The sequence below is a fragment of the Micromonospora sp. WMMD1274 genome (assembly GCF_049179035.1).
Lineage (GTDB): Bacteria > Actinomycetota > Actinomycetes > Mycobacteriales > Micromonosporaceae > Micromonospora > Micromonospora tulbaghiae.
In genome coordinates, this window is record NZ_JBMHMG010000001.1 from 5578552 (window position 1) to 5596863 (window position 18312).

The 18312-nt window shown below is 73.4% G+C and carries 16 protein-coding genes; 6 read left to right on the top strand and 10 right to left on the bottom strand.

The window, feature by feature from the left end; all coding sequences use genetic code 11:
* Window positions 1-80: 80 nt before the first annotated feature.
* Window positions 81-4076: an ATP-dependent RNA helicase HrpA gene (hrpA, locus tag ACN27D_RS26400; protein WP_421500264.1), complete on the bottom strand. Its 3996-nt coding sequence runs from the start codon at window positions 4074-4076 to the stop codon at window positions 81-83.
* Between the two features lie 147 nt (window positions 4077-4223).
* On the opposite strand from hrpA, the gene ACN27D_RS26405 reads away from it, so the two are divergent.
* Complete coding sequence (locus ACN27D_RS26405; protein WP_421500265.1) at window positions 4224-4691, top strand: cytidine deaminase family protein; 468 nt, start codon at window positions 4224-4226, stop codon at window positions 4689-4691.
* Window positions 4692-4697: 6 nt separating this feature from the next.
* Here ACN27D_RS26405 and ACN27D_RS26410 read toward each other — a convergent pair whose 3' ends face one another.
* Together ACN27D_RS26410 and ACN27D_RS26415 are read right to left on the bottom strand one after the other, a co-directional pair.
* Window positions 4698-5057 carry a YciI family protein gene (locus tag ACN27D_RS26410; RefSeq protein WP_013285335.1) on the bottom strand — a complete coding sequence of 120 codons (360 nt, stop codon included), beginning with the start codon at window positions 5055-5057 and terminating at the stop codon, window positions 4698-4700.
* Between the two features lie 4 nt (window positions 5058-5061).
* Window positions 5062-5994 carry a MerR family transcriptional regulator gene (locus ACN27D_RS26415; RefSeq protein ID WP_421500266.1) on the bottom strand — a complete coding sequence of 311 codons (933 nt, stop codon included), beginning with the start codon at window positions 5992-5994 and terminating at the stop codon, window positions 5062-5064.
* A 119-nt stretch (window positions 5995-6113) separates the two neighbouring features.
* Here ACN27D_RS26415 and ACN27D_RS26420 point away from each other — a divergent pair, with 119 nt between their 5' ends.
* The 4 genes from ACN27D_RS26420 to ACN27D_RS26435 all read left to right on the top strand — a co-directional run bounded on the left by ACN27D_RS26420 (window position 6114) and on the right by ACN27D_RS26435 (window position 10154).
* Complete coding sequence (locus ACN27D_RS26420; RefSeq protein WP_120570656.1) at window positions 6114-7160, top strand: FecCD family ABC transporter permease; 1047 nt, start codon at window positions 6114-6116, stop codon at window positions 7158-7160.
* Between the two features lie 140 nt (window positions 7161-7300).
* Window positions 7301-8293, top strand: a complete 993-nt coding sequence (locus ACN27D_RS26425; protein WP_244933395.1) for a FecCD family ABC transporter permease — start codon at window positions 7301-7303, stop codon at window positions 8291-8293.
* Window positions 8290-9177 (top strand): ABC transporter ATP-binding protein, encoded by an 888-nt coding sequence (locus tag ACN27D_RS26430; RefSeq protein WP_358172947.1) that lies wholly within the window; start codon window positions 8290-8292, stop codon window positions 9175-9177. The genes ACN27D_RS26425 and ACN27D_RS26430 overlap by 4 nt, the downstream gene beginning before the upstream one ends.
* Before the next feature lie 32 nt (window positions 9178-9209).
* Window positions 9210-10154, top strand: coding sequence for an ABC transporter substrate-binding protein (locus tag ACN27D_RS26435; RefSeq protein ID WP_121686630.1), 945 nt, complete (start codon window positions 9210-9212; stop codon window positions 10152-10154).
* A gap of 55 nt (window positions 10155-10209) precedes the next feature.
* Here the strand turns inward: ACN27D_RS26435 and ACN27D_RS26440 are convergent, their stop codons facing one another.
* The 4 genes from ACN27D_RS26440 to ACN27D_RS26455 form a co-directional block, all read right to left on the bottom strand.
* Window positions 10210-11469, bottom strand: coding sequence for an Nramp family divalent metal transporter (locus ACN27D_RS26440; protein ID WP_358172945.1), 1260 nt, complete (start codon window positions 11467-11469; stop codon window positions 10210-10212).
* A gap of 75 nt (window positions 11470-11544) precedes the next feature.
* Entirely contained in the window at window positions 11545-11736 is a 192-nt protein-coding gene (locus tag ACN27D_RS26445) for a hypothetical protein (protein ID WP_120570651.1), read from the bottom strand.
* Between the two features lie 72 nt (window positions 11737-11808).
* Complete coding sequence (locus ACN27D_RS26450; protein ID WP_421500267.1) at window positions 11809-12678, bottom strand: manganese catalase family protein; 870 nt, start codon at window positions 12676-12678, stop codon at window positions 11809-11811.
* Between the two features lie 15 nt (window positions 12679-12693).
* A complete protein-coding gene (locus tag ACN27D_RS26455; RefSeq protein WP_421500268.1) occupies window positions 12694-13437 on the bottom strand; it encodes a sensor histidine kinase in 744 nt (247 codons plus the stop codon).
* A gap of 65 nt (window positions 13438-13502) precedes the next feature.
* Here ACN27D_RS26455 and ACN27D_RS26460 point away from each other — a divergent pair, with 65 nt between their 5' ends.
* Window positions 13503-14153 (top strand): response regulator, encoded by a 651-nt coding sequence (locus ACN27D_RS26460; RefSeq protein ID WP_421500269.1) that lies wholly within the window; start codon window positions 13503-13505, stop codon window positions 14151-14153.
* 125 nt (window positions 14154-14278) lie between these two features.
* Here ACN27D_RS26460 and ACN27D_RS26465 read toward each other — a convergent pair whose 3' ends face one another.
* The 3 genes from ACN27D_RS26465 to trmB all read right to left on the bottom strand — a co-directional run bounded on the left by ACN27D_RS26465 (window position 14279) and on the right by trmB (window position 18252).
* Window positions 14279-14926: a hypothetical protein gene (locus tag ACN27D_RS26465; RefSeq protein ID WP_358172937.1), complete on the bottom strand. Its 648-nt coding sequence runs from the start codon at window positions 14924-14926 to the stop codon at window positions 14279-14281.
* Between the two features lie 119 nt (window positions 14927-15045).
* Window positions 15046-17550 carry a DEAD/DEAH box helicase gene (locus ACN27D_RS26470; RefSeq protein ID WP_421500270.1) on the bottom strand — a complete coding sequence of 835 codons (2505 nt, stop codon included), beginning with the start codon at window positions 17548-17550 and terminating at the stop codon, window positions 15046-15048.
* 75 nt (window positions 17551-17625) lie between these two features.
* The gene (trmB, locus tag ACN27D_RS26475; protein ID WP_233586196.1) at window positions 17626-18252 is read right to left on the bottom strand and encodes a tRNA (guanosine(46)-N7)-methyltransferase TrmB; all 627 of its coding nucleotides are present in this window, start codon (window positions 18250-18252) and stop codon (window positions 17626-17628) included.
* Between the last annotated feature and the right edge of the window lie 60 nt (window positions 18253-18312).

The window sequence follows — 18312 nt, forward strand, 5'->3', positions numbered from 1 at the left end:
TGATCTTGCACTTTCGGCCCCGGCGAAAGGGGCGAATGCCCCTGCGCGGGGGTGCCAAGTGCAAGATCGACGCGCAGGGGTCAGCGGCCCTCGGCGTCGTCCATGGCTCGGTAGATGCGCTGCTCCGACACCGGGTAGGGGGTTCCCAGGGCCTGGGCGAAGACGTTCACCCGCAGCTCCTCGATCATCCAGCGGATCTGGCGCGCCGCCGGGGTCGCGCGCCTCGGCGGGGGCAGCGCGGCCAGCATGTCCTGGTACTCCTTCTGCACCGTGGCGACCCGGTCCTGCTGAGACTTGTCCCGCTGCGGGTTGCCCGGCAGCCGGTCCAGCCGCCGCTCGATCGCGGTCAGGTAGCGCAGCACGTCGGGCAGCCGCGCGTACCCCGTCTCGGTGACGAAACCCTTGTGCACCAGGCCGGTGAGCTGGTTGCGGATGTCGGCCAGCGCGGCCACCACCGCCAGGTTCCGGGTGGCGCCGAGCCGCTGCTCCACCGCGTACGCGGAAGCGAGCACCCGACGCACCCGCTCCATCACCTCGACGACCGTGTCCACCAGGTCGGCGCGCACCTTGTCGCGCAGCGCGGCGAAGCCCTCCGCGTCCCAGGCCGGGCCGCCCGCGTCGCCGATCAGCTTGTCGATCGCCGCGCCGGCCGCGTCCTCGATCAGCTCCGGCACGCTGCCGTGCGGGTTGCGCGACAGCGCCAGCTTCGCCTCGTTGCTCAGCCGCCCCTGGAGGAACTTCGCCGGTGACGGCGTCGTCAGCCGCAGCAGCCGCCGGGTGCCCGCCCAGTGCGCGGCCTCCTGCTCGGCGGCGGAGTCGAACACCTTCACCCCGACCGTCGTGCCCTCGTCCACCAGCGCCGGGTACGCGGTCACCGCGAAGCCGGCGCGTACCTGCTCGATGGTGCGCGGCAGGGTGCCGATCGACCACTCGGTCAGCCCGGTACGGGCCACGTCCGGCGCGGCGGCGGCCACGACCTGGCGTACCTCCTGGCGCAGCTCGCGTTGCAGCGCGGGCAGGTCCTTGCCCTCGGCGACCGGCTTGTCGTCGTCGCCGAGCACCCGGAACGTGACCCGCAGGTGCGGCGGCAGCCGGCTCAGGTCCCACGCGTCCGCCGGTACGGTCACGCCGGTCATCCGCCGCAACTGCCGGGTCAGCGCGGCGAGCAGCGGCTCCTCGCCCGGGGTGATCGCGGCCAGCGCGGCGCGGGCGTAGTCGGGCACCGGCACGAAGTTGCGCCGTACCGGCTTGGGCAGTGACCGGATCAGCGCGATCACCAGTTCCTCGCGCAGCCCCGGCACCTGCCAGTCGAAGCTCTCCGCCGGCACCTGGTTGAGCAGCGGCAGCGGGATGTCCACAGTCACGCCGTCGGTGGGCGCGGTCGGGTCGAACGTGTACGTCAGCGGCAGCGTCACGCCGTCGGCCCGCCACTCGTCCGGGTAGTCCTCCTCGTCCACCCCGCCCCGGCCGTCGTTGACGAGCAGTTCGCGGGTGAACGTGAGCAGGTCCGGCTGCTCCCGGCGGGTCTTCTTCCACCACGAGTCGAAGTGCCGGCCGGAGACCACGTCGGCGGGGATCCGCTGGTCGTAGAAGGCGAAGATGGTCTCGTCGTCGACCAGGATGTCGCGGCGCCGGGCCCGGTTCTCCAGTTCCTCGATCTCGGTCAGCAGCTTCTGGTTGTCCCGCCAGAACTGGTGGTGGGTCTGCCAGTCGCCCTCCACCAGGGCGTGCCTGATGAACAGCTCCCGGCTCAGACCTGCGTCGATCCGCCCGAAGTTCACCTTCCGCGAGGTGACGAGCGGGATGCCGTACAGCGTGACCTTCTCGTAGGCCATCACCGCGGCCTGCTTCTTCTCCCAGTGCGGCTCGCTGTAGCTGCGCTTGACCAGGTGCTGGGCCAGCGGCTCGACCCACTCCGGTTCGACCCGCCCGGCCACCCGGCCCCACAGCCGGGACGTCTCCACCAGCTCGGCGGCCATCACCCAGCGCGGCGGCTTCTTGAACAACGCGGACCCGGGGAAGATCCCGAACTTCGCGCCCCGCGCGCCGAGGTATTCGTGCTTCTGCGCGTCCTTGAGGCCGAGATGCGACAGCAGGCCGGGCAGCAGCGACTGGTGCACCTTCGGGGTGTCGATCTCCTCCGGCAGGTCGGCGCCGGCGCCGCGCCGGCCCTCACCCTTGTCGGAGGTACGCAAGACCTGGCGCAACTGGCTGACGATGTCCTGCCACTCGCGTACCCGGAGGTAGTTGAGGTATTCGGCCTTGCACATGCGGCGGAACGCGCTGGACGACAGTTCCCGCTGTTTCTCCCGTAGGTAGCGCCACAGGTTCAGGTACGCGACGAAGTCGGACTCCTTGTCGGCGAACCGGGCGTGCGCCTGGTCGGCCTGGGCCTGCTTGTCGGCCGGGCGTTCGCGCGGATCCTGGATGGACAGCGCGGCGGCGATCACCACCACCTCGGTGGCGCAGCCGTTGCGCTCGCCTTCGAGGACCATCCGGGCCAGCCGGGGGTCGACCGGGAGCTGGGCCAGCCGCCGTCCCAGGGCGGTGAGCCGCTTCGCCGGGTCGGTCTCGGCCGGGTCGAGCGCGCCCAGCTCGTGCAGCAGGTTGACGCCGTCGGTGACGTTGCGCCGGTCCGGCGGGTCGATGAACGGGAACGCCGCCACGTCCCCGAGCCCGATCGATGTCATCTGGAGGATGACCGAGGCCAGGTTGGTCCGCAGGATCTCCGGGTCGGTGAACTCGGGACGGGAGTCGAAGTCCTGCTCGTCGTAGAGGCGGATGCAGATGCCGTCCGAGGTACGCCCGCAGCGGCCCTTGCGCTGGTTGGCGCTGGCCTGCGAGACCGGCTCGATCGGCAGCCGCTGCACCTTGAGCCGGCTGGAGTAGCGGGAGATCCGGGCGGTGCCCGGGTCCACCACGTACTTGATGCCGGGCACCGTCAGCGAGGTCTCCGCGACGTTCGTGGCCAGTACCACCCGGCGGTTGCTGTGCGCGGCGAAGACCCGGTGCTGCTCGGCGGTGGAGAGCCGGGCGTACAGCGGCAGGATCTCGGTGCCGAGCAGGGCGCGCTTCTTCTGGACCAGCTTGCCCAGCGCGTCGGCGGTGTCGCGGATCTCCCGCTCGCCGCTGAGGAACACCAGGATGTCGCCCGGCCCCTCGGCGGCCAGTTCCTCGACCGCGTCGCCGATCGCCTGGATCTGGTCCCGGACGTTCTCCTCGTCGGCCTCGTCCTCCTCCTCGGCCTCGGTGACCTCGACCAGCGGCCGGTAGCGGACCTCCACCGGGTACGTGCGCCCGGACACCTCGACCACGGGCGCCGGGTTGCCGTCGGCGTCGGCGAAGTGCTTCGCGAACCGGTCGGTCTCGATGGTCGCCGACGTGATGACCACCTTGAGGTCGGGCCGGCGGGGCAGGAGCTGCTTCAGGTACCCGAGGATGAAGTCGATGTTGAGGCTGCGCTCGTGCGCCTCGTCGATGATCAGCGTGTCGTACTGCCGCAGCATCCGGTCGGTCTGCAACTCGGCCAGCAGGATGCCGTCGGTCATCAGCTTGACCAGGCTGTTGTCGCCCACCTGGTCGGTGAAGCGCACCTTGTAGCCGACCACGTCGCCCAGCTCGGTGCCGAGTTCGTCGGCGATCCGGTCGGCGACCGTGCGGGCCGCCAGCCGTCGGGGCTGGGTGTGCCCGATCAGGCCGGTGATGCCGCGCCCCAGCTCCAGGCAGATCTTGGGGAGCTGGGTGGTCTTCCCGGAGCCGGTCTCGCCGGCCACGATCACCACCTGGTGGTCGCGGATCGCGGCGGCGATGTCGTCCTTGCGCTCGCTGACCGGCAACTGCGGCGGATAGGTGATCGCCGGCACGGCTGCGCGGCGCGACGCCAGCCGCGCCTCGGCCCGGGCGACCTCGGCCCCGATCTCGGCCAGCGCCGCCTCCCGCCGCTGCGGGTCGCGCAGCTTGCGCACGCCGTCGAGCCGCCGCTGGAGCCGCCGCTGGTCGCGGAACATCAGGGGGCCGAGGCGGCGGTGCAGGTCGCGGGCGGTCTCAGGGGCGGCGGGTACGGCTGGATTCTGCATGTCGTCGCCAAGGATAGGCAGCCGCGCGGCGGACCGCCCCCGGGTTACCGGGCGCCGGGCGTGCCCTCCCTGGCCGGGCCGTCCGCGCCGGATAAAGTTGCCGCCGACGAGGCCGACGGACGAGGCCGACGAGGGGCGGGGATGATCATGCGGGACACCGACCGGGCGCTCGTGCAGGCCGCCACCGCCGTCGCGAAGCTGCGCTGCCGCAGCGACAACCACACCGTCGCCGCCGCCGTACGCAGCACCGACGGGCGGGTGTTCAGCGGGGTGAACGTCTACCACTTCACCGGCGGCCCGTGCGCCGAGGTGGTGGCTCTCGGGGCCGCCGCGACCCAGGGCGCCGGTGAACTGGAGGCCATCGTCGCGGTGGGGGACCGGGGCCGGGGCGTCCTGCCGCCGTGCGGGCGCTGCCGCCAGGTGCTCCTCGACTACTTCCCGTCGATCAAGGTGATCGTCGGCCCGCCCGACGGGCTGCGCGCGGTCCCGATCGCCGACCTGCTGCCCGAGACGTACGTCTGGTCCGACCAGCAGGTCGAGGTGCCGGTGGCCGCCCGAGCCGGGGTGTGGCCGACCCCGGTGGTGCCGGGCAGCCGGCAGGCGCCGGAGGACTGAGCCGCCTCAGTCGCCTGCCGCCGCCTCCAGCATCGAGCGGGGGACCGGCACCTGCTCGAAGCGGACCTGGCCCTCCGGCACCATCCAGCTGCTGACCTGCGCGACCAGCCGGCCCGCGCGGACCGCCGGGTCGTTCGCGTACAGCTCACGGGCCATCTGCGGGTCCACCGACAGCACCACGAAACCGCGGACACGCCCGTCGTCGCCGTCCAGGAACGGCCCGGCCGCGAGCACGGCGCCCTGCTCCACCAGCCCGGCCTGGTGCGCCAGGTGGGCGTCCTGGATCCGGTCGAGGGCGTCCTGCGGCAGGTCCGGCGCGTCGTCCGGGCGGACCAGGAGCACCACCGTGTGCCTGTCGAATCGCATGTCCTCAGGCTAGGGGCTGCCGGGCGTGCAGTGCCCGGATCGACCAGTCCAGCACCGGGGCCAGGCTCTCGGGCGGTGGCCAGCCGTTGACCACGGAGAGCAGCTCCAGGTACCGCTCCCGGCGAGGGTCGCGCGCGGTCCGCAACCGGTCCAGCATCCGCCGGCGCAGGCCGGCGTCGTCCGGCCGGCCGCAGAGCCGTGCGTACCGGTCCGCTGCCCGGGCCAGGACGGCGTCGGCCCCGGGCGAGGCCGGCTCGACACCGGCGGCCAGCGCCGGGGTCACCTCCTCCCGGACCACGGCGACCACGTCCCGGCGTACGCCCTCGGCGCCGGCCCGGTCCGCCTCGTGCTGCTCGGCCAGCCGGCGCAGCCCGGCCCGGAACTCCGGGTCCTGAGCCAGCTCGGCCAGCTCCACCCACGCCTCGACCTGGGCGTCGTCCGGATCGTCCGGCAGTTCGGGTGTGAGCGACCGGCGGATGCCCGTGAACCCCGGATCGGTCAGGCCGCCGAACGCCGCGTCGAGGAACTCGTCGACCAGTCGCCGTCGTTCCCGCGCGGCCAGGCCGGCCAGCCGGTGCAGCAGGTCGGCCTCGGACGGGCCGGCCCCGCGCCGGGCGATCACCGTGAGCACCGCGCGGCGCGACCGCAGCAGCCGGATCTGCGCGGTCAGCGCGTCCGCGTGCGCCGAGGCGACCTCGGCCAGGGTGACCTCCCGGGTCACCACCCGGCGCACTGTGGGCAGGTCCACGCCCAGCTCGCGCAACGTCCGTACCAGGTCGAGCCGGGCCACCGCGGCCGCGTCGTAGCGGCGGTGGCCGGCCGGTCCCCGGTCGGTGGGCGGCACGATGCCGCGGTCGGACCAGAACCGGATGGTCTTCACCGGCAGCCCGGTCCGCCGGGCCAGGTCACCGATCGAGTAGCGCTCCGCACCGTCCATGTGCCCACCATCGCGCCTCCCCCCGGTGGAGGCGCAACCCCATCGACAGCGCCCGCTTAGGTACGCCTTAGCAGGTCAGTTAAGGTAAGGCGCACCTAACTGGAAGGCCAAGATCCCTCGTGACCACCGTCGCCGTCCGGCCCGCGCGGGCCGGGGCTCCCGTCCGCCGCGGCACCGTACGCCGCGTCGCGGTCACCGTGGCGGCGGCACTCCTGCTCCTGCTGGCGCTGCTGGCCAGCCTGGCGCTCGGCAGCCGGCACCTCCCCGTCGACCAGGTGTGGCACGCGCTGGTGTCCCCGGACGGAGGCGACGCCACCACTGTGGTCCGGGACATGCGGCTGCCGCGTACCGCCCTCGGGCTCGTCGTCGGCCTGGCGCTGGCGCTGGCCGGGGTGCTGTTCCAGGCGGTGACCCGCAACCCCCTGGCCGAGCCGCGCATCCTCGGCGTCAGCGCCGGGGCGTCGTTCGGCGTGGTGCTGGCCATCGCCGTGTTCGGGGTGGGCACGCTCGCCGGGTACGTCTGGTTCGGTATCGCGGGCGCGCTGCTCGCCGGGCTGCTCGTGTTCGCCGTCGCCAACCGCGCCCGCGAGGGCGCCAGCCCGGTCACTCTCGCGCTCGTCGGCGCGGCCCTCGACGCCGGTCTCGGCGCCATCGTGTACGCGCTGCTCAGCATCGACGCCCGCACGTTCGAGGAGTACCGCTTCTGGGTGGTCGGCGGGCTGACCGGCCGCGACGTCGGCGTGGCCGGGCAGGTGCTGCCGTTCGTGGTGGCCGGGGTGCTGCTGGCCGCGCTCGCCGCCCGCGGCCTGGACGCGCTCGCCCTCGGCGACGACGTGGCCCGGGGGCTCGGGCACCGGGTCGCGCTGGTCCGGATCGCCGCCGGGGCCGGTGGCGTGCTGCTCACCGGCGCGGCGGTGGCCGCCGCCGGGCCGATCGCCTTCGTCGGGCTGGCGGTGCCGCACCTGGCCCGGGCGCTCGTCGGCGCGGACCAGCGGTGGACGCTCCTGGTCGCCGCGCTGCTCGGCCCCGCGTTGCTGCTCACGGCCGACGTGGCCGGCCGCCTGGTCGCCCCGCCCGGCGAGATCCCCGCCGGCATCATCACGGCTCTGCTCGGCGCGCCCCTCCTGGCCTTCCTGGTCCACCGAGCCAAGACGGTAACGACATGACCCGCCCCGCCCCCCACTCCCGCGATCTTGCACTCGCCGCCCCGGCCGAAGGGGCATTCCGGGCACCCGGAGGGCCCGAAGTGCAAGATCAACGACGTGGGACGCGGCGGCGCGGGCGTGGGGTGCTCACGGTCGGGGCGGTGGTGGTGCCGTTCCGGTGGCGGCCGGTCGTGGTGGCGTCCGTGCTTTTCGTGCTGCTGTGCGCTGCGGTGGTGATCAGTCTGTCGCTGGGTACGCCGTACGTCGCCCCCGTCGACGTGGTGCGGTCGCTCTCCGGCGCGGGCACCCCGTACGACCTCGTGGTGCGCGACCTGAGACTGCCTCGCGCGGTCCTCGCGGCGGTGGCCGGCGCGGCCTTCGGCGTGGCCGGCACGCTGATCCAGAGCGTCGCCCGCAACCCCCTCGCCAGCCCCGACGTCATCGGCGTCACCCAGGGCGCCGGGCTGGCCGCGACGATCGCGTTGACCAGCGGCGCGGCGGCGGTGCTGGTGGCGCCGGCGGCGCTGCTCGGCGGCCTGGCCGCCGCGGTGGTGGTGTTCGCGCTCGGCGCCCGGCACGGCCTTGCCGCCCAGCGGTTCGTGCTGGCCGGCGTGGCGGTGGCGTTCGCGTTCCGGGCGCTGATCGAGGTGGTCATGCTGACCGCCGACCCGATCGACGGGCTGCGCGCCCAGATCTGGCTGATCGGCACGCTCGCCGGCAAGGGGTGGAGCGAGGCGGCCTGGATCGCCGGCACGCTCGCCGTCCTGCTGCCGGTGCTGCTCTGGGCCGGGTGGGCGCTGCGCAGCAGCACGCTCGACGACGACACCGCGCGCGGGATCGGCCTGCGGCCGGTGGCCCGCCGGATCGGCCTGGCCGGGACGGGTGTGCTGGCCGCCGCCATGGTCACCGCCCAGGTCGGCGCCGTCGACTTCGTCGCGCTGGTGGCCCCGCAGGTGGCCCGCCGGCTGGTCCGCGCCGAGCGTCCGCCGCTGCTGTGCGCCGCGCTGCTGGGCGCGTTGCTGCTGGTCCTCGCCGACCTGGGCGCCCGCCGGCTGCTGGCGCCGACCCAACTGCCGGCCGGCGTGCTGACGGCCGCGATCGGCGGGCCGTACCTGATCTTCGTGCTGCTCCGCACCCGAGGGAGGCGGTCGTGACCGCGCTGCTGTCCACCCGCGACCTGGTCGTCGGCTACGAGGGCCGCACCGTGCTGGACGGACTGGACCTCGACCTGCCGGCCGACACGTTCACCGTGATCGTCGGCCCGAACGCCTGCGGCAAGTCGACGCTGCTGCGCACGATGGCCCGGCTGCTCACGCCGCGGCGCGGCGCGGTGCTGCTCGACGGCGCGGCGATCCGGGACCTGCCCACCCGGGACGTGGCCCGGCGGCTCGGCGTCCTGCCGCAGAGCCCGCTGGTGCCCGAGGGGATCACCGTGGCCGACCTGGTCGGGCGCGGGCGCCAGCCCTACCAGCGGTGGTGGCGGCAGTGGTCGGCCGAGGACGGACGGGCGGTCGACGAGGCCATGCGGCTGGCCGACGTCGGCGCGCTCGCCGACCGCGCGGTGGACACGCTCTCCGGCGGGCAGCGCCAGCGGGTGTGGATCGCCATGACGCTCGCGCAGGACACCGACGCGCTGCTGCTGGACGAGCCGACCACGTTCCTCGACCTGGCCCACCAGGTCGAGGTGCTGGACCTGCTGCACCGGCTTCGCGCCGAGCGCGGCCGCACGGTGGTGGCCGTGCTGCACGACCTCAACCAGGCGGCCCGGTACGCCGGCCACCTGATCGCCATGCGCGACGGCGCTGTGGTGGCCGCCGGCAAGCCGCGCGAGATCCTCACCGCGGACCTGGTCCGCGACGTGTTCGGGCTCGACTGCGTGGTGGTGCCCTGCCCGGTCAGCGGCGCCCCGCTCGTGGTGCCCGCCCTCACCCAGACCGGGTCCACCCGGACCGCGCCCGCCCAGGCCGGCCCCACCCAGACCTCGGCCGTTCCGGCCGTCACGCCGGCCCCGGCCGGCGCCCCCGTCGGCGACGCCTGAGCGCGCCGGCCCGCACCACCGAAAGGAACCTGATGCGTCGTCTCGCCGTCGCACTCACCGCCGCCCTCGCTCTCGGCGTCGGCCTCACCGCCTGCGGGGAGAGCGACCCCGTCGCCGGCACCGGCACCGGGGAGACCCGGGAGATCACCCACGCCATGGGCACCACGAAGGTGCCCGTCGAGCCGAAGCGCGTGGTCGTGCTCGACACCGACAAGATCGACACCGCGCTGTCGCTGGGCGTCACCCCGGTCGGCGCGGCGACCGCCGGTGAGGCGAAGAGCTGGCCCACCTACTTCGGCGCGGACAAGCTCGCCGGCATCACCGAGGTCGGCGTGCTCACCGAGCCGGACCTGGAGGCGATCAACGCGCTCAACCCGGACCTGATCCTGGGCAGCAAGTTCCGCCAGGAGAAGTTCTACGACGAGCTGGCCAAGATCGCCCCGACCGTGTTCACCGAGAAGGTCGGCGTCACCTGGAAGGAGAACTTCCTCCTCGACGGCGCGGCGCTGGGCAAGGAGCAGCAGGCCAAGGACCTGCTGGCCGAGTACGAGAAGCGGGCGGAGGACTTCGGCGCGAAGCTCGGTGACGCCTCGTCCCGCAAGGTCTCCATCGTGCGCTTCATGCCGACCGAGATCCGCCTGTACGGGCCGGACTCGTTCTCCGGCATCGTCGTCGGCGACACCGGCCTGGGCCGCCCCGAGCGGCAGATGCTCGCCGGCAAGGAGGACAAGCGGATGGACCGGGTCAGCCCGGAGCGCATCGCCGAGGCCGACGGCGACGTGGTGTTCGTGACCGCGTACGGCGAGAAGGCCGCCGCCGAGCAGGCGAAGGTCACCGGCGGCACGCTGTGGAAGGGCCTGTCCGCGGTCAAGGCCGGCAAGGCGCACGTGGTCTCCGACGAGATCTGGATGACCGGCATCGGCGTGGGCGCCGCCAACAAGATCCTGGACGACCTGGAGAAGTACCTGGCCGCCTGAGCCCCGATCACCCGCGCCCGTCCCGCCGTCGCCGGCCGGACGGGCGCGGGTGTGTTCAGGCGGCCAGTTGCCAGAGCAGGAACGCGTTGAGCGCCACCACGAACGCGGTGATCGCCACGGCGGCGGCGGTGGTGGCCCGGCGGTTGACCAGGCTGCCCATCAGATCCCGGCGGCGCGTGAACATCACCACCGGGATCAGCGCGAACGGGATGCCGAAGCTCAGCACCACCTGGGACAGCACCAGCGCCCGCGTCGGGTCGACGCCGATCGCGAGCACCGCCAGCGCGGGCAGCAGCGTGATCATCCGGCGTACCAGCAGCGGGATCCGGCGGCGCAGGAAGCCCTGCATGATGATCTCGCCGGCGTACGTGCCGACGCTCGTCGAGGCGAGACCGGACAGGAGCAGGGCGACCGCGAACCCGACCGCGGCGGCCGTGCCGAGCGTGGTGGCGAGCCCGGCGTGCACGCCTTCGAGGGTGTCGGTGCCGGGGATCGAGGTGCCGTGGAAGCTGCTCGCGGCCACGAGCAGCATGGCCAGGTTGACCGCGCCGGCGATGCCCAGCGCGATCAGTACGTCGATCCGCAGGCCCTTGGCGACCACCCGCCGCTGGGTCTCGCCCTCGGCGGGCAGGCGGTTCGGGGTCAGCGCCGAGTGCACGTAGATGACGTGCGGCATCACCGTCGCGCCCAGGATGCCGGCGGCGAGCAGCATGCTGTCGGTGCCCTGCATCCGGGGCAGCAGCCCGGCCGCGGCGTCGGACACGTCCGGCTGCGCGCTGACCAGGTTGACCGCGAACGCCAGCACGATCACGCCGAGCAGCACGGCGATGGCGATCTCGAACGACCGGAAACCCCTGGCGCGCAGCGCCAGGATGGCGAACGAGGCGGCGCCGATGATCAGGCCGCCGGGCAGCAGCGGGACGCCGAACAGCAGGTACAGCGCGACCGCCCCGCCGATCACCTCGGCCAGGTCGGTGGCCATGGCGACCAGTTCGGCCTGCGCCCACATGACCCGGTTGAGCGGCCGGGGCAGGTGTTCCCGGCACAGTTCGGGCAGGCTGCGCCCGGTGGCCAGGCCGAGCTTGGCGGTGAGCGTCTGCACCAGCATGGCGGCCAGGTTCGCCGCCACCACCACCCAGACCAGCAGGTACCCGTACTGTGCCCCGGCGGTGGAGTTGGTGGCGAAGTTGCCGGGGTCGACGTAGGCGACCGCCGCCACGAACGCGGGCCCGAGCAGGATGAGGCGCCCACGGACCGGGCGCGGGGCGCTGGGCGTCCGTAGCGGGGGTAGGACTGGCGAGTCGTTGGTTACCACTGGTGCTCCTCGACGACGGACGACGGGTGACAGACGACGGACGGCGGGGGCGGCCGGGGTGGCGGCAGGGCGAGGTCAGGCGGGTTCGTGCCGGGCGGTCGCCCGGTGGCCGGCCGGTGCCGGACCGCGCTCCAGCGCGTCCGCGAACGGGACCAGCGCGGTGAGGGCGGCCAGCGCGAGGACGGCGGGCAGGGCCAGGCCGGCGCCCACCGAGACGAGCGTGAGCAGGGCGAGGACGGCCGTCCTGATGCGGTTGGACGTGGACATGACGACTCCCGGACGGTGCGGTGTGGGTCCGCCGCGCCGGGCCGCCGTGCGGGTGGCCCGGCGCGGGCGCGGTCAGGTGAGCTTGCTCTTGACGGTGTTGGCGACCTTGCCGGCCATCCCCGGGTTGGTGCCGTACAGGCGCGGGTCGCCCGGGGCGAGCACCGGCTCGGGGGCGTGCGCGCGCGGGCTGCTGTCGTAGCGGAACTCACCCTTGCCGTCCGGCGTCGGACCGGAGGCCCACCGGCCCTCGGCGGCGTCCGGGCCGGGGGAGAAGTCCAGGTACGTGTAGCTGAACTCCTCGGTGAACTCCGGCGAGTCGGGGAAGGCGTCCGGCACCGGCATCTCCTCCAGGCCGTCGGACTTGAGCTGCTCGATGGCCGCCATCCACATGTTCTGGTGCATGGTGTCGCGGGCCAGCAGGAAGCGCAGCATCTGCTTGACGCCGGGGTCGTCGGTCATGTTGAACAGGCGGGCCACCTGGAGCCGGCCCTGGGCCTCGGCGGTGACGTTCAGGTGGAAGTCCGCCATCAGGTTGCCGCTGGCGGTGATGAAGTTGCCGTTCCACGGCACGCCGGCGCTGTCGACCGCCAGGGCTCCGCCGCCGCCGTGGATGAAGTGCGCCGGGTTGGACCCGCCGTAGATCGCGCCGACCATCGGGTTCTCCTCGGCGGCCTCCTCCAGCGACAGCGGCGCGTTCTCCAGCAGCCGGGTGATCATCGTGGCGATCATCTCGACGTGGCCCATCTCCTCGGTGCCGACGTCGAGCAGCAGATCCTTGTACTTGCCGGGGAGCCGGCAGTTCCAGCCCTGGAACAGGTACTGGTTGGCGACGGTCATCTCACCCCACTTGCCGCCGAGAACCTCCTGGAGGCGGCGGGCGAACGCGGCGTCCGGCCCGTCCGGCTTGGCCTCGAACTGCAGATCCTTCATGTGCGTGAACATGTCGTCTCCTCCGGTTCACCGATGCTGTCCTCTCCCGGGTGCCCGCTGCGGCGGCCCACCGGGGCCGACCCGTGTCCCGGACGGGACAGGCCGCACCGGGACCGGCAGCCGGACGTCCACTGCCAGCCCGCCGCCGCGTGGACGGCGGGCGCCCACCGTCCCGCCGTAGGTATCGACCAGGCGCCGCACGATCCACAACCCGAGGCCGTGCCCGGTGGCCGACGGGGCGGGCCGGGCCAGCGCCGCGCGCAGCGTGGGACAGGGGCCGCCGCGGTCGAGGACCGACAGCGTCAGCGTGGAACCGCGCGCCGCGGCGCGGACGACGACCTCGCCGCCGGCCGGGCCGTGGCACCGCGCGTTGTCCACCAGGTTGGTGAGGATCTGCCGGACGTGCTGCTCGGGCACGGGCAGGCCGGCGGCGGTCCGGCCGATCCGCGCGCGCACGCCGGGACCGGCCCCGGCCGTCACGGCGCGCACCACTACGGCCAGGGGGACGCGGCGGGGTGGTTCCAGCTCGCCGGGGCCGCCGGGCCCGCCGAGGTCGTCCAGCAGGGCACCCAGGTGTACGGCGTGCTCGTGCGCCAGCGCCGCGATGGCCCGCCGGTCCGGCGTGGCCAGCGCCGGCTGCTCGGCGAGCGCCCGGGTGAGTGCCGCCAGCGCCCGCACGGGGGTGCGCAGCTCGTGGCAGAGGACCCGGATCGACAGCGACTCGTCGCGGTCGCCCGGGCGGCCCCACGGGGTCATGGACTCCACAGCCATGCCGGGTTGTTCCCGACGGTTACTCGCATATGCCACTAACCTGGAGCGGAAGGAGGAAAGCCGACATGGGGGACGGCACCGTCCGGCTCGCGGTGGTGGACGACCATGCGCTGTTCGTCCGCGGCCTGGAGCTGCTGCTGTCCGCCACCACCGACGGCCGGGCCCGGATCGTCGGCTCGACCACCGACGCGGCCGGGGCCGCCGCGCTCGTCGCCCGCTGCGCACCCGATCTCGCGCTCGTGGACCTGCACATGCCGCCGCCCGGCGGCCTCCGGGCGATCGCCGCCATCCGTCGTACCAGTCCCCGGGTACGCGTCCTCGCCATGTCCGGCTCGGACGACCCGGTGCCGGCGGTGGAGGCGCTGCGCTGCGGCGCCGAGGGCTACCTGCCCAAGACCAGCGAGCCGGAGGATCTGCTGCCTCCACTGCTGGCCGTGCTGGACGGCTGGGCGGTGATGCCGGGCGCGCTGCTGCGGCGGCTGGTCGGGCCCGCCCGGTCGCCCGGGCTCAACCTCGACGAAGAGGAGCGCCGGCTGCTGCGGGCGATCGCGACCGGCGAGGCCACCGTGACGATCGCCGAGCGGATGCACACCTCGGAACGGACGGTGAAGCGGATGACCGCCTCCCTGCTGCGCAAGCTGCGGGTGAGCAACCGGGTGGAGGCCGCCGCGCTGGCCGGGCGGGCCGGGCTGCTGGACGAGCACTCCGGCCGGTGAGGCGTCGACCCGGCCGCGTCGCCTCCGGCGCTCCCCTGGGACGGCGAACGGCCGCCCCGGGGGAGCGGGACGGCCGTTCGGTCGGGCGGTGCCTCGGTGCGCCGGAGGGGGTCGCGGCGGGCCGGTCAGGCGGCTGTGGACCAGATGGCCCGGAACGCGGCCGCCTCGCCGGCCAGCCACTGCTCGATCTGCTCGGGCTTGACGTCGGCGGGCATCCGGTGCGCCTCGCCGCGCCGCACGTCCACCAGGACCGGCTCGGCGTGCGGCAGCACCGCGTCCATGTGCCGGGCCATCAGGTGCAGCGTGGCGAGCGTGGCCTCCTCGCTCGGCGGCGCCTCGTCGAAGTGCAGCCGGATCGCCTCGGCCCGGCCGTCGGCGTACCGGACGCCGAACTGGGGGTTGATCTTCACGGGCAGGTCACCCAGCATCGCCAGGGCGTCGCGGGTCTGGGCCAGGTCGACGCCGGCCGGCTCGCCGAGGGAGTGCAGCCAGCGGGTCGCGCCCGGCACGAGCGACTCGTAGAGCGGCCGCCAGCGGGGCTTGACCACGTCGGCGACCTGCGCGAGGTGCGTGCCGCCGGTGTGGAACGCGACGTCGGCCTTGAGCGCCTTGACGAACTGGCCGTGCGGGTTGAAGCCGTGCCGGCTTGCCCGCTGCCGGCGTAGCCCGCCGACGAAGGTGGCCTTGGTGGGGCCGGTGCGGTCGACGTACCGGGTGAATCCGAGGAGGGTGGCGTAGGGGGTGACAGGGGTCGCGGAGGTGGGCGCAGTCACGAGCATCCTCCCAGGTCAGCAGCTCGATTAGTACATACATTCTAATCGACGGGTCTGACATCGCCCAGGGCACGAAAAGGGCCGCCCGGACATCCCGGGCGGCCCTTTTTCGCGTAGTCCTAGAGCTGGCCGACGTCGATGATCCGGACCGCCGCCGCACCGGTCTCGTCGGACGCGGCGAGGTCGATCTCGGCGCTGATGCCCCAGTCGTGGTCGCCGTCCGGGTCGTCCAGGATCTGCCGGACGGTCCACCTGTCGCGGCCCTGCTCGATCATCAGCAGCGCCGGCCCGCGCGCGTCCGGGCCCACCCCGATCGAGTCGTACGCCTCGAAGTACGGCTCCAGCGCGTCGGCCCAGGCGTCGGCGTTCCAGCCGTCGCCGGCGTCCAGCTCGCCGAGCAGGTCCCAGCGCCGCAGCGCGGCCAGCTCGACGCGGCGGAACATCGCGTTGCGCACCAGCACCCGGAACGCCCGCGCGTTGCGGGTCACCGCCGGCGGCCGGTCGTCCAGCGACGCGGCCACCTCGGCCACGTCGGACGGGTTGCGCAGCCGCTCCCACTCGTCGATCAGGCTGGAGTCGACCTGGCGGACCAGCTCGCCCAGCCACTCGATGAGGTCGACCAGCTCCTCGGTCTTGGCATCCTCGGGGACCGTCTGCCGCAGCGTCTTGTACGCGTCGGCGAGGTAGCGCAGCACCAGCCCCTCGGACCGGGACAGCCCGTAGAACTGGACGTACTCGGGGAACGTCATGGCCCGCTCGTACATGTCCCGGACCACGGACTTCGGGGAGAGCTGGTGGTCGGCGACCCAGGGGTGGCCCTGCCGGTACATCTCGTACGCGGACTCCAGCAGCTCGGCCAGGGGCTTGGGCCAGGTCACGTCGTCGAGCAGTTCGAGGCGTGCCTCGTACTCGATGCCTTCGGCCTTCATCGCGGCGACCGCCTCGCCGCGGGCCTTGAACTGCTGCGCGGACAGCACCTGGCGCGGGTCGTCGAGGATCGACTCGATCACGCTGAGCACGTCCAGCGCGTACGACGGGGACTCCCGGTCGAGCAGTTCGACGGTGGCCAGCGCCAGCGGCGACAGCGGCTGGTTGAGTGCGAAGTCGAGCTGGAGGTCGACGGTGAGGCGCACCCGCCGGCCGGTCTCGTCCGGCTCGGGCAGCTCCTCGACCACGCCGCCGGCGCGCAGCGCCCGGTAGATGGCGATGGCCCGGCGGATGTGCCGGCGCTGGGCGGCCGGGTCCTCGTGGTTGTCGGTGAGCAGGTGCCGCATCGAGGCGAACGCGTCGCCGGGGCGGCCGATCACGTTCAGCAGCATCGAGTGGCTGACCTGGAAGCTGGAGGTGAGCGGCTCCGGCTCGGCCTCGACCAGGCGCTGGAACGTCGGCTCGCCCCAGCCGATCGAGCCCTCCGGTGGCTTCTTCTTCACCACCTTGCGGCGCTTCTTCGGGTCGTCACCGGCCTTGGCGAGCGCCTTCTCGTTCTCGATCACGTGCTCGGGGGCCTGCACCACGACCCGGCCCAGCGTGTCGAACCCGGCCCGCCCGGCCCGGCCGGCGATCTGGTGGAACTCGCGGGCCTTGAGCAGCCGGGTGCGGATGCCGTCGTACTTGCTCAGACCGGTGAACAGCACCGTACGGATCGGCACGTTGATGCCGACGCCGAGCGTGTCCGTACCGCAGATGACCTTGAGCAGGCCGGCCTGGGCGAGCGTCTCGACCAGGCGGCGGTACTTCGGGAGCATGCCGGCGTGGTGCACGCCGATGCCGTGCCGCACCAACCGGGACAGCGTCTTGCCGAAGCCCGAGGTGAACCGGAAGTTGCCGATCGCCTGGGCGATCATGTCCTTCTCGGCGCGGGTGCAGACGTTCACGCTCATCAGCGCCTGCGCGCGTTCCAGCGCGGCGGCCTGGGTGAAGTGCACGACGTACACCGGGGCCTGCTTGGTCTCCAGCAGCTCCTCCAGCGTCTCGTGCAGCGGCGTGGTCGCGTACGAGAAGAGGAGCGGGACCGGCCGCTCGGCCGAGCGGACGACGGCGGTCGGCCGCCCGGTACGCCGGGTCAGGTCGTCGACGAAGCGGGTGGTGTCGCCGAGCGTGGCGGACATCAGCACGAACTGGGCCTGCGGCAGCTCGATCAGCGGCACCTGCCAGGCCCAGCCGCGGTCCGGCTCGGCGTAGAAGTGGAACTCGTCCATGATCACCTGGCCGACGTCGGCGCGGCGGCCCTCGCGCAGCGCCAGGTTGGCCAGGATCTCCGCGGTGCAGCAGATGATCGGCGCGTCCGCGTTGACGCTGGCGTCGCCGGTGAGCATGCCGACGTTCTCGGCGCCGAAGACCTCGCAGAGCGCGAAGAACTTCTCCGAGACCAGCGCCTTGATCGGCGCGGTGTAGAAGGTCGTCCGGTCGTCGGCCAGCGCCGCGAAGTGCGCCGCGATCGCCACCAGGCTCTTGCCCGAGCCGGTCGGCGTATTCATGATCACGTTCGCGCCGGAGACGATCTCGATGACCGCCTCCTCCTGATGGGAATACAGGTCGAGGCCGCGCTCGGACGCCCAGGAGGCGAACGCGTCGTAGAGGGTATCGGGGTCGGCGGTCTTCGGCAGCGCGGCGGTGAGAGTCATGGCGGCTCCCATCGTGCCTGGATCACACCGCGCCGCGCCAACCGGGTTCAGCGCACCGGCTTCCGGGCACCGGCTTCAGCGCCGCCGGTGGATCAGGTCGAAGACCTCCCGGCCGGCGGTCAGCGCGCGGCGCTCGAACTTCGTCACCGGCCGGTGCGCCGGACGCGGCGCGTAGCCGCCGTACACGTCCACCAGCTCCGGGTCGGCGGTGAGCGTCTCGCGCATCGACTCGGCGTACTCGGCCCAGTCCGTCGCGCAGTGCAACGTGCCGCCCGGCGCCAGCCGGGACCGCAGCAGCGCCACGTGCGCCGGCGCGATGATCCGCCGCTTGTGGTGGCGCGTCTTCGGCCACGGGTCGGGGAAGAAGACGTGCACCGCGTCCAGGCAGCCCTCCGGCATGGCCCGGACCAGGTCCAGCGCGTCCCCCTCGGCCACCCGGACGTTGTCCAGACCGTGGCGTTCGACCAGGTCGAGCAGGTTGGCGATTCCCGGCGTATGGACCTCGACCGCCAGATAGTGTCGGTCCCGGTCGGCCGCCGCCATCACGGCGGTGGCGTCGCCCATGCCGGAGCCGATCTCCAGCACCAGCGGCGCCCGTCGTCCGAACAGCGCCGTCGGATCGCACGGCCCGTCGAGGGCGGCGATCTCCAGGCCGTACGCGGGCCAGAGCCGGGTGAGCGCGTCGCGCTGCCGCTCGCTCATCCGTCCGCGACGCGGATGGAAGGTGCGGATGCGGCCGGCGGCGATGTCGGGGAGGGTCAC